Source organism: Rhizobium sp. Root1203 (assembly GCF_001424945.1).
Classification (GTDB): domain Bacteria; phylum Pseudomonadota; class Alphaproteobacteria; order Rhizobiales; family Rhizobiaceae; genus Rhizobium.
The window spans coordinates 179,019-192,637 of record NZ_LMCW01000034.1; the positions used below are offsets into that span (position 1 = coordinate 179,019).

The 13,619-nt window shown below is 60.3% G+C and carries 12 protein-coding genes; 10 read left to right on the top strand and 2 right to left on the bottom strand.

The annotated features are described in order from the left end of the window. The first annotated feature begins 1 nt into the window (after position 1). The 4 genes from ASC97_RS25140 to ASC97_RS25155 are packed head-to-tail and all read left to right on the top strand — an operon-like array spanning position 2 to position 5,141. Positions 2 to 1,225, top strand: a complete 1,224-nt coding sequence (locus ASC97_RS25140) for a GTP-binding protein (protein ID WP_057471045.1) — start codon at positions 2 to 4, stop codon at positions 1,223 to 1,225. A gap of 34 nt (positions 1,226 to 1,259) precedes the next feature. Next, on the top strand, positions 1,260 to 1,565 hold the full coding sequence (locus ASC97_RS25145) for a hypothetical protein (RefSeq protein WP_057471046.1): 306 nt from the start codon (positions 1,260 to 1,262) through the stop codon (positions 1,563 to 1,565). A 31-nt stretch (positions 1,566 to 1,596) separates the two neighbouring features. Further along, positions 1,597 to 3,735, top strand: coding sequence for a peptidase domain-containing ABC transporter (locus ASC97_RS25150; RefSeq protein ID WP_057471047.1), 2,139 nt, complete (start codon positions 1,597 to 1,599; stop codon positions 3,733 to 3,735). Next, complete coding sequence (locus ASC97_RS25155; protein WP_057471048.1) at positions 3,732 to 5,141, top strand: HlyD family type I secretion periplasmic adaptor subunit; 1,410 nt, start codon at positions 3,732 to 3,734, stop codon at positions 5,139 to 5,141. Before ASC97_RS25150 ends, ASC97_RS25155 begins: the two co-directional genes overlap by 4 nt. 194 nt (positions 5,142 to 5,335) lie before the next feature. Here ASC97_RS25155 and ASC97_RS25160 read toward each other — a convergent pair whose 3' ends face one another. Both ASC97_RS25160 and ASC97_RS25165 read right to left on the bottom strand, forming a co-directional pair. Continuing rightward, a complete protein-coding gene (locus ASC97_RS25160) occupies positions 5,336 to 6,358 on the bottom strand; it encodes a glycosyltransferase (RefSeq protein WP_338012543.1) in 1,023 nt (340 codons plus the stop codon). 13 nt (positions 6,359 to 6,371) lie between these two features. Beyond that, positions 6,372 to 7,619 (bottom strand): rhamnosyltransferase WsaF family glycosyltransferase, encoded by a 1,248-nt coding sequence (locus tag ASC97_RS25165; RefSeq protein ID WP_082530159.1) that lies wholly within the window; start codon positions 7,617 to 7,619, stop codon positions 6,372 to 6,374. 397 nt (positions 7,620 to 8,016) lie between these two features. Here ASC97_RS25165 and ASC97_RS25170 point away from each other — a divergent pair, with 397 nt between their 5' ends. The 6 genes from ASC97_RS25170 to ASC97_RS25195 are packed head-to-tail and all read left to right on the top strand — an operon-like array spanning position 8,017 to position 13,515. Next, entirely contained in the window at positions 8,017 to 8,523 is a 507-nt protein-coding gene (locus ASC97_RS25170) for an acyltransferase (protein WP_057471050.1), read from the top strand. After that, complete coding sequence (locus ASC97_RS25175; RefSeq protein WP_057471051.1) at positions 8,520 to 9,557, top strand: Gfo/Idh/MocA family protein; 1,038 nt, start codon at positions 8,520 to 8,522, stop codon at positions 9,555 to 9,557. The genes ASC97_RS25170 and ASC97_RS25175 overlap by 4 nt, the downstream gene beginning before the upstream one ends. Next, entirely contained in the window at positions 9,554 to 10,660 is a 1,107-nt protein-coding gene (locus ASC97_RS25180; RefSeq protein WP_057471052.1) for a DegT/DnrJ/EryC1/StrS family aminotransferase, read from the top strand. Before ASC97_RS25175 ends, ASC97_RS25180 begins: the two co-directional genes overlap by 4 nt. Beyond that, entirely contained in the window at positions 10,650 to 11,366 is a 717-nt protein-coding gene (locus tag ASC97_RS25185; RefSeq protein WP_057471053.1) for an acyltransferase, read from the top strand. Before ASC97_RS25180 ends, ASC97_RS25185 begins: the two co-directional genes overlap by 11 nt. Then, positions 11,363 to 12,337, top strand: coding sequence for an SDR family NAD(P)-dependent oxidoreductase (locus ASC97_RS25190; protein ID WP_057471054.1), 975 nt, complete (start codon positions 11,363 to 11,365; stop codon positions 12,335 to 12,337). The genes ASC97_RS25185 and ASC97_RS25190 overlap by 4 nt, the downstream gene beginning before the upstream one ends. Then, the gene (locus ASC97_RS25195; protein ID WP_057471055.1) at positions 12,334 to 13,515 is read left to right on the top strand and encodes a DegT/DnrJ/EryC1/StrS family aminotransferase; all 1,182 of its coding nucleotides are present in this window, start codon (positions 12,334 to 12,336) and stop codon (positions 13,513 to 13,515) included. Before ASC97_RS25190 ends, ASC97_RS25195 begins: the two co-directional genes overlap by 4 nt. The last annotated feature ends 104 nt before the right edge of the window (positions 13,516 to 13,619 follow it).

Here is a 13,619-nt window from a genome sequence, read left to right on the forward strand (position 1 = left end):
CATGGAACGGACGATGGGCGATGGAAGGCTTCCGGTAACCGTCTTGGCGGGTTTTCTCGGCGCCGGCAAGACGACGATCCTCAACCACGTGCTGCGCAATCGCGAGGGACGTCGCGTCGCGGTGATCGTCAACGACATGAGTGAGATCAACATCGATGCAGACCTTGTCCGGGACGGCGGCGCCAATCTGTCGCGGACAGACGAGACGCTGGTAGAGTTCACCAACGGCTGCATCTGTTGTACGCTTCGCGACGATCTTCTCGGCGAAGTCCGACGGCTCTCTGCCGAGGGACGCTTCGACTACCTGCTCATCGAGGGAACGGGGATCGCCGAACCGCTGCCGATCGCGGCGACCTTTTCGTTCCGCGACGAGAGGGGCGCAGCGCTCTGCGACATCGCCCGACTGGATACGATGGTTTCCGTCGTCGATGCCGCAAATCTGCTGTCCGACTTCTCCAGCGCGGATTTTCTCAGAGATCGGGGCGAGACGCGAGACGCCGATGACCGGCGTACCCTGGTCGACCTCCTCGTCGAGCAGATCGAGTTCGCCGATGTCGTCGTCATCAACAAGATCTCGGACGTAAACGCCGATATGCGATCCGCCGTCCGTCGGATCGTTGCCGCACTCAATCCCGATGCCCGCGTCGTCGAGACTGATTTCGGCCATCTGCCGCTCGCCTCCATTCTCGACACGCACCTGTTCAGCGAGGCAAAGGCCGCCAGGCATCCGTTGTGGCACAAGGAACTGTACGGTTGGGGGGACCATGTCCCCGAGACGGAGGAGTACGGCATTGCCAGCTTCGTCTACCGCGCCCGGCGGCCGTTCGACCCTTGGAAGCTCGAGATGGTACTTTCGCTGGATTGGCCCGGTCTCATTCGCGCCAAGGGCCACTTCTGGCTCGCAACCCGACCGGACGAAATAGGCCTGTTGTCGATTGCGGGCGTCCAACGCACCCTCGGAACCAAGGGATTCTGGTGGGCGACCGTTCCCAAGGCACAGTGGCCCCGATATCCGCAGTTCCGGCAGCAGCTTGATCGGCACTGGCACGAGGTCTGGGGCGATCGCCGGCAGGAACTCGTATTCATCGGCGCCGGGCTCGATGAGCAGGCGATCTGTGCGGCTCTGGACGATTGCCTCATCGGCGAAGAGGCGCGCTTCGATCGGCAGCTGGCGCAAGGCCTGCACGATCCGTTTCCGGCGTGGCAACACGCGCACACGGCATGACTGACTTTGAACCCAGAAAGCAGAGGGGCCTATTATGAGCAATGAACTCTACGCAGACGGCATCGGCGAAATCACGGTAACCGGCACAATCGTCAGGATCGATATGATGTCGCTCTCCGCCACCGAACGCGATGCGGGCAACAATCCCGTCCCGGTGTTTCGCCAACGCATAATCATGCCGGTGGACGCTTTCGCCAATGCGGTCGACCTGATGCAGAAGGCTCTTGTCGGGTTGGTCGAAGCGGGAGCCGTACGCCGCATCGGCGATATTCAGCCGCCGATCAATGATGCAGCTCAACCGGCCAATGCGCCTGCCAACGCATCGCCGAATTTCAACTAGCCACACGTTATCGCAAGGGTGGGCCACGCGTATGTTTTTGCACACCAATCTACACTGCCTTGCTCTCGTCGCCCGTCATCACGGTGTCGATCTCTCACCCGAGCGGCTCCAGCATGATTATGCCGTTTCGGACGAGCCGGTTGCCGTGCGCCAGCTTCTGCGGATGGCCAAGGACGCCGGCCTGCGCGCCAGGCACGTCGACCTGACGTGGCGATCCCTGTTTGAACTGGGCAATGCCTACCCAGTGCTGGCCGAACTCGAAAACGGCAACTGGATCGTCATTGCCGGCACAGCTGCCGGCGATGACGGCGAGCGGGTCCGTGTGCTCGATCCGCTGGCCCAGCGCCCGGATTTCATCTTCTTGGACGAAGAGCAATTCTCCAGATCATGGCGCGGCTCCGTGATCCTCATGAAGCGCAACTACAAGATGAAGGACGACGACCAGCCCTTTGGCTTTCGCTGGTTCATTCCCGAAGTCATCCGGCAGCGCAGCTTCTTCCGCGACGTCGCACTGGCCGCCTTCGTTCTCTACGGGCTCGGCCTGACGACGCCGATGTTTTTCCAGCTCGTGATCGACAAGGTTCTGGTGCACCAGAGCTACGCGACACTGACGGTTCTGACGATCGGCATTGCCATTGCCCTGATCTTTGACGCCACCTTCAGCTTTCTGCGCCGCTATCTCCTGCTCTACGCAACAAACAGGATCGACATCAGAATAGCCACGCGGACATTCGGGCATCTCCTGAACCTGCCGATCTCGCTGTTCGAGCAGGCGTCGGCAGGGGTTATCGTCAAGCATATGCAGCAAACCGGCCGCATTCGCGAGTTCTTGACGGGTCGCCTGTTCCTGACGCTTCTCGACGGTCTGTCACTTCTGGTCTTCATTCCGATCCTGCTGCTCTACAGTGTCAAACTTACGCTCGTCGTGCTCGGCTTCGCCGCCCTTGTCGGGCTCGTGGTCATGATGCTCGTTGGCCCTTTCCAGCGGCGCTTGCAGGCGCTCTACCTGGCTGAGGGAGACAAGCAGGCGCTGCTCGTGGAAACCGTTCACGGCATGCGCACCGTCAAGTCGCTCGCCCTGGAGCCGCGCCAGCGCAAGGTGTGGGACGATTGTTCCGCCCAGGCAATTTCCGTGCGTTTCCGTGTTGAAAAGATCTCGACCGTCGCACAATCACTGACCGGGCTCCTCGAGAAGCTGATGAGCGTTGCAATCATCGGCCTGGGCGCCCTTGACGTCTTTAGCGGCGCCATGACGGTCGGTGCCCTCGTTGCCTTCAACATGTTGGCCGGCCGGGTATCCGGGCCGCTGGTCCAGATCGTCACCATGGTCCACGAATATCAGGAGGTGGCGCTTTCCGTTCGCATGCTGGGCGAAATCATGAACCAGCGCCCGGAACAATTTGGTCGCGGCAGAGGCATCCGGCCACAGCTCAAAGGGCGCATCGAGTTCGACAAAGTGAGCTTCCGCTACGGTCCCGACGGCCCGCCGGCTCTCGACGACGTCTCCTTCGCAGTTCCAGCAGGATCGGTCTTCGGGATCGTCGGCAAGAGCGGTTCGGGCAAGACGACGATCACCAGGCTTATCCAGGGGCTCTACCAAAGCCAGCAGGGGCTGGTGCGGATCGACGGATACGACAGCCGCGAGATCGACCTCGTTCATCTCCGGAGCAGCATCGGCGTCGTGCTCCAGGACAGCTTTCTCTTCCGCGGCACGGTGCGCGAAAACATAGCGGCGGCAAAGCCGGATGCCAGTATCGAGGAGATCGTCGAAGCCGCACGCATCGCCGGCGCCGAAGAGTTCATCGAGCGTCTTCCGCGCGGCTTCGAAACCATGCTGGAAGAGAACGCGTCCAACCTCTCCGGCGGTCAGAAACAGCGCCTGGCAATCGCACGTGCGCTCATAACCGACCCCAAGCTTCTAATCTTTGACGAGGCTACAAGCGCACTCGATCCGGATAGCGAAGCGATCATACGGCAAAATCTCAGCCAGATCGCGGCGGGCCGGACGGTTGTCATCGTTTCGCATCGCCTGTCGACACTCGTCGATTCCGACGCGATCCTCGTCGTGGAACGTGGGAAAATCGCTGATATCGGTCGCCATGACCAGCTCGTGTCGCGCTGCATGACGTATCGACACCTCTGGTCGCAGCAGATGAGGCAGGTAGCATGACCGCGCGCGCCGAAAAACCAAGGGAAAACCTGCCGGTCCCGGCCACGCGGCAGCGAACCGACCTCACGGCCAGACGCTCGTTCTCGCCCGTGATCGCCGAGTTCCAATCGGATGCGGTCGAACTCGAAGAGCGTGCACCGCCCAGAATAGCGCGCATGACCCTATACTGTGTCACGGCTTTGATCGTTTCGGCGGTCGTATGGGCTTCAGTATCGTCCATCGATGAGGTTGTGATCGCGCCGGGCAAACTGGTCACCACCCAGCCCACGATTGTCGTTCAGCCTCTCGAGACATCGATCATTCGAACGATCGACGTAACCGCAGGTGAAGTGGTTCGCGCCGGCCAGACGCTTGCGACCCTTGACGCGACGTTCAGCCAGGCGGACGTCGACCAGCTGGCTGCGAAATTCGCAGCTCTCGACGCACAGGTGAAGCGCATCGAAGCGGAGCTCGCTGGCTCCGACTATTCAACAATGGCAGGCGCCACCTCGAACGAGATACTGCAGGTGCAGTTGTTCGCGCAACGCCGCGCGTTCTACATGGCACAGCTGCAGAATTTCGAGCAGCAGATCGCCGGCCAGGCGGCGTCGCTTGCGGCCAGCAAGAGCCAGGAGGCAGTGCTGGTCGACCGCCGGGAAAACCTGTCGCGAATTGAGAGCGCGCGCGAGCGCCTCTACAATCGCGAGAGCGGATCTCTGATCACCCTGCTCGGGTCTCGCGATGCGCGTCTCGACGTCGAAGCGGCGCTGACGGCGGTAAAGGGCCGGGCGGACGAGGCCGAGCACGCCCACGCAAAGCTGCAGGCCGACCGCCAGGCGTTTATCGAGGACTTTCGCCGCGCCCTGATGGAGCAGCTCGTGGATCTTCGCAGCCAGCGCGATACAGCCGGGGAAGAACTGAAGAAAATGGAACTTCGGCGCAACATGGTTGCTCTTACTGCGCCGGCCGATGCTGTTGTCCTCGACCTTGCCCAACGCTCTGTTGGATCGGTCGTAAAGGAAGCGGAACCGATCGTAACCCTTGTGCCCCTCAACGTTCCGCTGGAAGCGGAGGTCTCGATCAATTCACGCGACATCGGGCGAATTGCGAACGACAAGGAGGCGCGGGTCAAGTTCGACGCCTATCCCTTCCAGAAGTATGGCACCGCTTCGGGCACGGTCCGGACCGTCAGCCGCGATACGTTCACCCCGTCGCAACAGGATGCAGCGGCGAACCAATCCAGTTCCCCGTACTTCAAGGCCCGAATCCTGCTCTCTGACACGCGGCTCGGCACGGCAAGCGACCCGGTTCGACTGCTTCCGGGGATGGCAGTCTCGGCCGAGATCATGGTCGGACGCCGGACGGTGATGTCCTATTTCCTTTATCCGCTGCTGAAGGGCCTGGACACGGCAATCCGGGAACCGTAGCCAGCCGGCTTTGTGAACGCCCGCGAATTCGGCTCCGTGAGCATTTCGAAAGCTGACGGCTTGCATCCCGTTCGAGCCGAGCCGCCGGCTTCCGATCACCCTCAAATGGGGTCGGCGTTTCAACACCGGGACGCAGAGTATGTTTTCCGATACGCCACGCGCGCCGGCCCTCTGGATATCGGGGTTCGGGATGCTCAGATCACTCTGGCAGCGCCCAGCGCGGACCGCAGAAGGCGCCACGCGCGCGGTCCTATCGTTCTGTTGAGCAGAAGCCTGACCCAGGAACTGGTGTGCCAAACGCCAGGGTAGAGTTCCTTTGCGAGTTCCGCCAATCGACGGGAGGTCTCCATATCCCCTTCGTTAAACGCTTCACTCGCCTGATAGGCCGCGTTGCGTCCGAGGGATTGAAACAGGATTTGCTGGAAGGGAGCGGCGTTTGGCAGCTTTGCCGCGCTATGCTCGAGAAAATGCTCGATGGCGGCGCGTCTTTGCTGCACATCCGGGAGACGCGCGGACGAATAGGATCGTGACATATTCTGCGAATGCATCCGATAGACCGCCTGCGTGGCATTTACGAAGCCAGCGGGACCTTCCGCCGCCAGGCGCAGCCACATCGCCATGTCGCCGGCATGGGGCAGGGCGTGACAATATCCCCCAACTTGCTTCTGGGCGCTCGTCCGGACCACTGCTGTCGGCGTGGGAACAATGTTCTGGCCCCTCATCGCCTTTACAAAATCCAGACATGGCAGAACGGCAGTCTCTGCCGAAAAGCTGCTGCCGAAAGGCTCGAGCGCCTGCCGCACGTTATCGTCGGAGAGCAAGACGGCATTTCCAAAGACGAAGCTCATCTCTGGATTCGTCTTGAAGAGCTGCGAGGCGCGCGCCAAAGCTCCGGGGGCCAGATAGTCGTCGGCGGACAACAGCAGGAAGAGATCTCCGGATGCCCATTCGATCCCTTCGTTATAGGTCGTGATATGTCCCTGGTTGGCTGCATGCCGCCGGAATTCAATCCTCTCATCCTGTGCCGCGAGTTGTTTTCCAACTTCAGCCGTGTTGTCGGGTGAACAATCGTCCAGAATCAAGACGCGGACATCCACGTTCTCCTGCGAAAGAACGCTTTCGACGCACTCTCTCAGGAAGTTCCCGTACCGATAACATGGAATTGCTACATCGACGGTTGTTGTCACGGTTTCCTCGGGAGTTGGTCGGTGGAACACATGCCTGTCCAAGCTAGGTTTGCTGTTGCGTCTTCAGGGCGCGACGCAGCGCCGAGTCGATTGCTGCCCCCGCGACGTCCCAGGAGGTGGAGGCAACGCTTTCGGCTGCTTGCCTGGATTCCGTTTCGAAGTCCGGCATGGTCACAACAGCCTCCAATGCATCGGCAAGCGCATGGGGAAGCAGGGGAGCGTATCGCACGTGTGGGTTGTCCAACACCAGGCGGTTGTGATCGGCGTCATTGACGACCGGTATGCAACCGCATGCAAGCATTTCGTGTGGAACCAGCGACACGTTGGTAAGAGACAGAGTCAAACCCGCAAAGCACTGATTGTAGATATCCGCCAGCTTCTCCGGGGAGACCAACCCATGGTTCGTGAACTTGAAGGGAAGGGCGCCAAGTTCCTCCCCGAAGAGATGAAGTTCGATATGCGGGCAACGCTTGGCGAAAAGCTCAAGAGCGAGCAGACCGAGCTCGACCGCCCGGCGCGGTGTTCCCGCACGCGCATAAAACGCCACACCCTTTCGCTTGGAAGATGCGTCAAAGCGGTATCGGCTGGTATCGCATCCAAACGGAAACCAATCCGATGTCATGCCGAACTCACAGGCGAGCTTCTCGGTCAGCCAACGACCTGCCGTGATCCCGTGAAAGCCCATTCGATACGTATTTTCGGCCAGCACGCTGTTGGTGCCGACCGGATAAAAAGACGGTTCGTAATCCTGGACAAAATAGAAACGCTTTCCGGCTGAGCGCATATTGAACACCGCATAGGCCGACGGCCAGTGGGTCGCGACCACGGCGTGCGCGTCTTCGATCTCGGGTCCGACCTTTCCGATCTTGCAGGTGATACCATAATGGAGCCGGGCAACCTTTTCATAATACTGGTGATCGCCGCCATACGGATCGTAGAAATACACCCGGTTATCGTAGCCTATCTGCTGAAGGTACTGAATCATCCGGAATATGGTCGTGTGGCCGCCCGATCCGGGGCCTGCGGGCCCCACTATCCAGTTGATTGAAATGGGTGAGCCCTCTGCGAGCGCCGGAATATTGGTCATTGCCGGCTGCGTAAAATCCGCCCGCAGCACGTCCTCCGGGAAGACATGCCAGGTAAAGCCTTTCGGCTTTATCCAGTCGGACAATTTTGATCTCACCCGCGTCGCAAAGACGCCGGACCCGTCCCGCAACAGAATGTGCCTGAGCTGTCGAGCGCGGCGATCGAGCTGGATGTAAACTCGCCCCAGGGTCATTGCTACCCGCATTGGCTGCCTCGCACGTTTATCGGGCGCCGCAGCAGCCATGGTCTTGATCGGCAACAGATCCATCCCCTTCATGTCGGAGGCTCAGCGTTTGTCGCTGGTCCACACCGGCGGCATGAGTTCCTTCTCCTGCCACAGTAAGCCGTCGCGCTGCGACCACCACAAGAGAAACTCTTACCTTTCGACAAATATAACTTCATAAAATACTTTAGCAATGCAGTAGGAAGCCGCAAATCTACAAAGACGAATACGCCTTTCGATTGATTGTCTACCGCATTTTGATTCCTTTACTCTCACACCAAAAAGCTTTCTTTTGAACTCGAAAGAAAGTTTGGGAGCCGTGTTTTAGCTCACCAAGTCTAACCGACAGTGCGTCGACTAGGAACAGGGGCGTTACAGTATGATCGCGCAAAGCGTTACATTGGGCGACGGCGTCGTAATCCACCATCCGGATCTTGTAAATCTCTATGGCTGCTCGATCGGCGCTGGAACGCGCGTCGGCACTTTCGTCGAAATACAGAAGAACGCGACGATAGGGCAAAACTGCAAGATTTCCAGCCACTCGTTCGTTTGCGAAGGCGTGACGATTGAGGACGGTGTCTTTGTCGGCCATGGCGTCATGTTTACCAATGATCTCAATCCCCGCGCGGTCACTCCGGACGGATCCCTGCAAGCCGATGGCGATTGGGCTGTCGTGCCGACGCTCGTCAAGCGCTTCGCCTCCATCGGCAGCAACGCCACGATCGTCGCGGGTGTGACGATCGGTGAGGGCGCGCAAGTCGGCGCCGGGGCGGTGGTCACCAAGGACGTTCCTGCCTACGCAATCGTCGTTGGCGTGCCGGCAGTGGTTATCGGGCGCGCCAAGGATGCGCCGGTCGAAGTTTTATCATCTGGGAGAGCACGATGATTGGAGTTGCCGTCGTTGGCTATGGTTATTGGGGGCCGAACCTGGTCCGCAATTTTGCAGAAACGCCCGGCTCTCAGCTGGTCTGGGTCTGCGATCTCAAAAAGGATCGGCTTGGTGCCGTCCAGTTGCGCTATCCCACAGTCCAGATCACGGACGACTTCGACGAAGTCCTGCGCGATCCGCGCGTCCATGCGATCGCGATCGCGACGCCCGTCTCGGCACATTACAGGCTTGCGATGAAGGCGATGATGGCCGGCAAACATGTCTTCGTTGAAAAACCGATGGCCTCGACTTCGGAAGAAGCCCGCCGAATGGTGGAGGAAGCCGCGCGCAGGGGCCTCATCCTGGCGGTGGACCACACCTTCATCCACACCGGTGCCGTGCGCAAGATGCGCGAGATCATCGAAAACGGTCTTGGCGACGTCTACTACTACGACTCGGTGCGCGTGAACCTCGGCCTCTTCCAGCATGACGTCAGTGTCGTCTGGGACCTCGCAGTGCATGACCTGTCCATCATGGATTATGTCCTGCCGGAAAAGCCGGTGGCCGTCTCGGCAACCGGCATGGGCCACGTGGTCGGCGAACCCGAGAACATCGCCTATCTTACGCTCTTCTTCGAAAGCAAGTTGATCGCGCATATCCACGTGAACTGGCTGGCGCCCGTGAAGGTCCGCCGAACCCTCGTCGGCGGAAGCAACAAGATGATCGTTTATGACGATCTCGAGCCGAGCGAAAAGATCAAGGTCTACGACAAGGGCATAACCTTGACCGGCGACGCCGAACAGAACGGCGAAAAGGTGTTCGAGATGCGCGTCGGCTACCGCACCGGAGACATGTACGCTCCACAGCTCGATATGACCGAAGCGCTCGGTCGCGAATTGAAGCAGTTCATCGATTGCGTCGCCACGAACACGCAGCCGCTCGCGGACGGCCATGCCGGGCTGCGGGTCGTGCGAATTCTTGAGGCAGCGACGCAATCGCTGGCCCAGCGCGGCCGCGTGGTCGAACTGGAACAGGCGAGGTTGATTGCATGATTCCGCTGCTCGACTTGAAGGCCCAATATGCGTCGATCAAGGACGATGTGGACGCCGCCGTTCTTCGCGTGCTCGCTTCAGGCCACTATGTTCTCGGCGAGGAAGTCGCTCGGTTCGAGGAGGAGTTCGCTGCGTACTGCGGGACCAAACACGCGATCGCCGTCAACACCGGCACGAGCGCCTTGCATCTTTCCCTGCTTGCTGCAGGCGTCGGCGCGGGCGACGAAGTCGTCACTGTTTCGCTCACCTTCGTCGCAACCACAGCGGCGATCTGCTACACCGGTGCACGACCCGTTTTCGTGGACGTGGAGCCAACGACGCTCACCATGGATCCGGCCAAGCTCGAAGCTGCGATAACGCGCAAGACCAAGGCTATCGTACCCGTGCATCTCTACGGTCAGATGGCCGATATGGATGCAATCAAGGCGATTGCAGACAAGTACAGTCTTCCGATCATCGAGGATGCGTGCCAGGCCCACGGCGCCGAATATAAGGGACGACGGGCGGGAAGCATCGGGCTGTCCGGCAGCTTCAGCTTCTACCCAGGCAAGAACCTGGGCGCTTGCGGCGAAGGCGGCATCATTGTGACGAACGATGACGAGCAGGCGAAAACCATGCGCATGCTGCGCGATTGGGGCCAGCAACAGCGCTATCACCACGTCATGAAAGGCTTCAACTACCGGATGGATGAGATCCAGGGCGCAATCCTTCGGATCAAGCTCCGGCATCTGGAGGACTGGACGGAGGCTCGGCGCGTTCGCGCGGCGCGCTATTCTGCTTTGTTGGCCGGCTCCAGAAGCGTGCGGGCGCCGACGGCCGCGAACGATCGCCGTCACGTGTACCATGTGTATGCGGTGAGAAGTCGAGACCGCGACCAACTTCAGCAATCGCTCCGCGCCGATGGCATTCACACCGGGTTGCACTACCCCGTCCCGGTTCATCTTCAGGAGGCTCATGCGGATCTCGGCTACAAGATTGGCGATTTCCCGGTCTCCGAAGCCGCCGCGCTCGAGGTGCTATCGCTTCCGATCTATCCGGAGCTGACGATGCGGCAGGTCGAACAGGTCGTCGCCGCCGTGGAGCAGGATGCCTATGTCAATTGATGTCACGTCTGCCGCCCGGCTTGTCAAAGCCATGCACGGTCGCCAGGACCTTCCATCCGATCCGGACTATCAGCTCGCGTTGGCCAACGAGCTCAAACAGTCCTATGGGCCTGCCGGCCTCATCGAGCTCTACGCCCGTTTCACCACCGGCGACGGCTTTGTCGACGCATTCATGCGTAAAGTCATCTGGAAAAGTCTGGCGCGCGCATGCGGCTCCGGGCTGCAGGTCGGGAGTGGCGTTGGGTTCAAGCATCCCGAAACCTTTGAGATCGGCAGCGGTGTCTTCATCGGCGCCCAAGCATACATTCAAGGCAGATACGATGGGACGTGCAGGATCGGCGACAATGTCTGGATCGGTCCGCAGGCCTATTTCGACGCCCGCAACCTGATCCTGGAGGAATGCGTCGGCTGGGGACCCGGGGCAAAGATCCTTGGATCAAGCCACACCGCCCTGCCGGTCGATGTGCCGATCATCCGCACGGATCTGGAGATCAAGCCGGTTCGCGTCGGCGCGTGGGCAGACATCGGCACAAACGCCACGATCCTGCCGGGCGTTACGATCGGCAAGGGTGCGATCGTCGGCGCCGGAGCCGTGGTCACGTCTGACGTCGAACCTTTTTCCGTCGTCGCCGGCGTGCCGGCCAGATTCATCCGGTGGCGCGAAGATTGCGACCCGTCAACAGCGGAGAGGCCTGAAAAGCCATGAAAGACAAGCGTATTCTGATCACCGGTGGCGCCGGCCTGATCGGCTCACACATAGCCGATCTCGTTGCACAGGAAGGACCACGCGAAATCGTGGTTCTTGACAACTTCGTGCGTGGCCGACGCGAAAACCTGGCTCAGGCCATCCAGTCGGCGCCGGTGACGATCGTCGAAGGGGACATCCGCGACAGACCGCTTCTCAAGGACGTGGTCCAGGGCATCGATGTCGTCTTTCATCAGGCAGCCATCAGAATCACACAATGTGCCGAAGAACCGCGCCTCGCCTTCGACGTTCTGGCGGGCGGTACCTTCGATGTGCTCGAGGCTTCCGTGCAGGCGGGCGTTTCAAAGATCGTGGCGGCCTCGTCTGCCTCCGTGCTGGGTCTTGCTGAAACGTTCCCGACGACCGAGGACCATCATCCCTACAACAACCGCACGATCTACGGCGCCGCCAAGGCTTTCAACGAAGGTCTGCTGCGCAGTTTTGCCGAGATGTACGGCCTGCGTTACGTCGCGCTCCGCTACTTCAATGTCTACGGACCGCGTATGGACGTACACGGGGCCTACACAGAGGTCCTGATCCGCTGGATGGAGCGCATTGCCAGCGGCTTGCCGCCCATCATCCTCGGCGACGGTACCCAGACCATGGATTTCGTTCACGTCCGCGACATCGCCCGCGCCAACCTGCTCGCGGCAAAGTCGGATGCCACTGACGAAGTTTTCAATGTCGCAAGCGGCGAGGAAACAAGCCTGCGCCAGCTGGCAGAGTTGCTGACCCATGTCATGGGCGCATCCTTGGAACCCCAATTCGGCCCCGCACGGAAGGTGAATGCCGTGCCACGTCGTCTGGCGTCAACGGCCAAGGCAGAGGCGCTTCTCGGTTTCAAGTCTGAGATCACCATGGAAGAGGGGCTTCGCGATCTCGTCGCGTGGTGGCGACAGGAGAAGGTTCTGAACGCGGGAGAGGCGGCATGAGCCAGATTCCCGTCGCCAGGCCCGTTCTTGACGAACGGGAGGTCGAAGCGGTCCGCCGCGTGATCCTGTCCGGCTGGGTCACGCAAGGCCCGGAAGTCGCAGCCTTCGAAGAAGAGTTTGCCGATTTTGTCGGTGCGGCACACGCCTGTGCTGTTTCCAACTGCACGACCGCGCTTCACCTTGCCTTGATGGCCGTGGGCGTCTCCGCCGGCGACGAAGTGATCACCGTCAGTCACTCGTTCATCGCAACGGCAAATGCGATCCGCTATTGCGGCGCGATCCCGGTGTTCGTCGATATCGAACGGGACGGCTTCAACATCGATCCCGATCTGATCGAGGCGGCGATCACGCCGAGGACGAAGGCAATCCTGTGCGTGCATCAGCTCGGCATGCCTTGCGATCTGTCCCGCATCGTCGAGATAGGCAGCCGTCGCTCGATACCGGTTATCGAGGATGCGGCCTGCGCCACCGGCAGCGAGATACTCTGGAAGGGCCGGTGGGAAAAAATAGGCAAGCCGCATGGCGACATCGCCTGCTTCTCCTTCCATCCGCGCAAGGTCGTAACAACCGGTGACGGCGGTATGCTGACAACGGCGAATCCGGATTACGATCGAAAGTTTCGGCTGTGGCGGCAGCATAGCATGAGCGTCAACGATACGGTTCGGCATGGCTCGAAGCAGGTGATTTTCGAAAGCTACCCCGAACTCGGCTACAACTACCGCCTGACCGACATGCAGGCCGCGGTGGGCCGAGAGCAGTTGAAGCGTCTGCCGGAGATCGTTGCACGCAGGCGCGAGATTGCCGAGCAGTATGGCAGACATCTCTCCGCGATCGCGGGCATGAGGTCGCCCGTGGAGCCACACTGGGCACGCAGCAATTGGCAGAGCTATTGCATCGGGTTGCCTGATCGATGGGAACAGCCGGCATTCATGCAGGCGATGCTGGATCGTGGCGTTTCGACCCGACGGGGCATCATGAACAGCCACCTCGAGAAAGCCTACACTGGAACAACCTCGCACCGGATCGCGAGCGGCCTTGTGAACAGCGTCAGGGCTCAGAATGAGACTGTCATCCTTCCCCTTTTCATGCAGATGACCGATGTCGAGATCTTGCAGATCGTCGAGGCCATCCAGGAGGGGCCCGGCTTTGCTGATCTCGCGACGGCCGCGGTGGGATGACTGACCCATGCGCAGTCGGCTCGAACCCTGCCCGGCGCCTGCGCTGGTCCCGGAGAAACGCATCGATTGCATCCAAAACATACAGGTATTGGCACGGAATCTTC